1 protein-coding gene is annotated in these 654 nt (G+C 34.9%); it reads right to left on the bottom strand.

The window, feature by feature from the left end; genetic code table 11:
- Positions 1-477 (bottom strand): CcdC family protein (locus V7149_RS00595; RefSeq protein WP_335343746.1); only part of this gene is annotated, 477 nt, incomplete at its 3' end.
- Positions 478-654 lie beyond the last annotated feature (177 nt).

The raw sequence follows: 654 nt of genomic DNA, 5'->3' as shown, positions 1-654 counted from the left end.
GTTAATCTGCGATAAACTTAATTCACGCTGCAATTTACGATAGTTCATATACATAGCAACTCTCCATGGAACAATCATCCCAAACGCTAGTATCCAAAACATACCGCTAAGCTCCCCGAGATCAATGGAAGAACTCAAAACCAATTTACCAGCTATTCTTAGTATGAGTAAACCAATTAAGATAAAGGCAAATGCTTTTGACCGCTTTAAATATATTTGATTTTCCCTAATTTCAAATTTAGAGGTTTTGATCAGTAGTAGGGAAAATATCATACCTACTAAAGTAGCTTCCAAGATTTCAAGGGGCGTTACTCTAAAATACGGAAAAATAAACATGAAGGCACCAGTACTCATGAAAATAGGCGGTAATACTATTTTTTTGGCTGATGCTGGTTTTTTTGCTGCCTTCATGCGGAGAAACATGACGAATATAGCCATGCCAATGGCGCCAATTGATGAAACAATAACCATATCCATATTTTTACATCCCTTATCTAATGATGATTTATACTTATTATATCGTAATTCTTTATTTGAAGGAATGAAAATGAAATCAATACTGCCTCTGTTTAATCCGAACTACTCTAGATTTGGATTAAACAGAGGCAGCATGTGCTTACAAATTAACTTAATACTCTATTTACGGCCTCTAGG

The organism is Bacillus sp. JJ1503 (assembly GCF_036965125.1).
Taxonomy (GTDB): domain Bacteria; phylum Bacillota; class Bacilli; order Bacillales; family Cytobacillaceae; genus Cytobacillus.
This window is presented reverse-complemented; position numbering and strand designations above follow the sequence as displayed.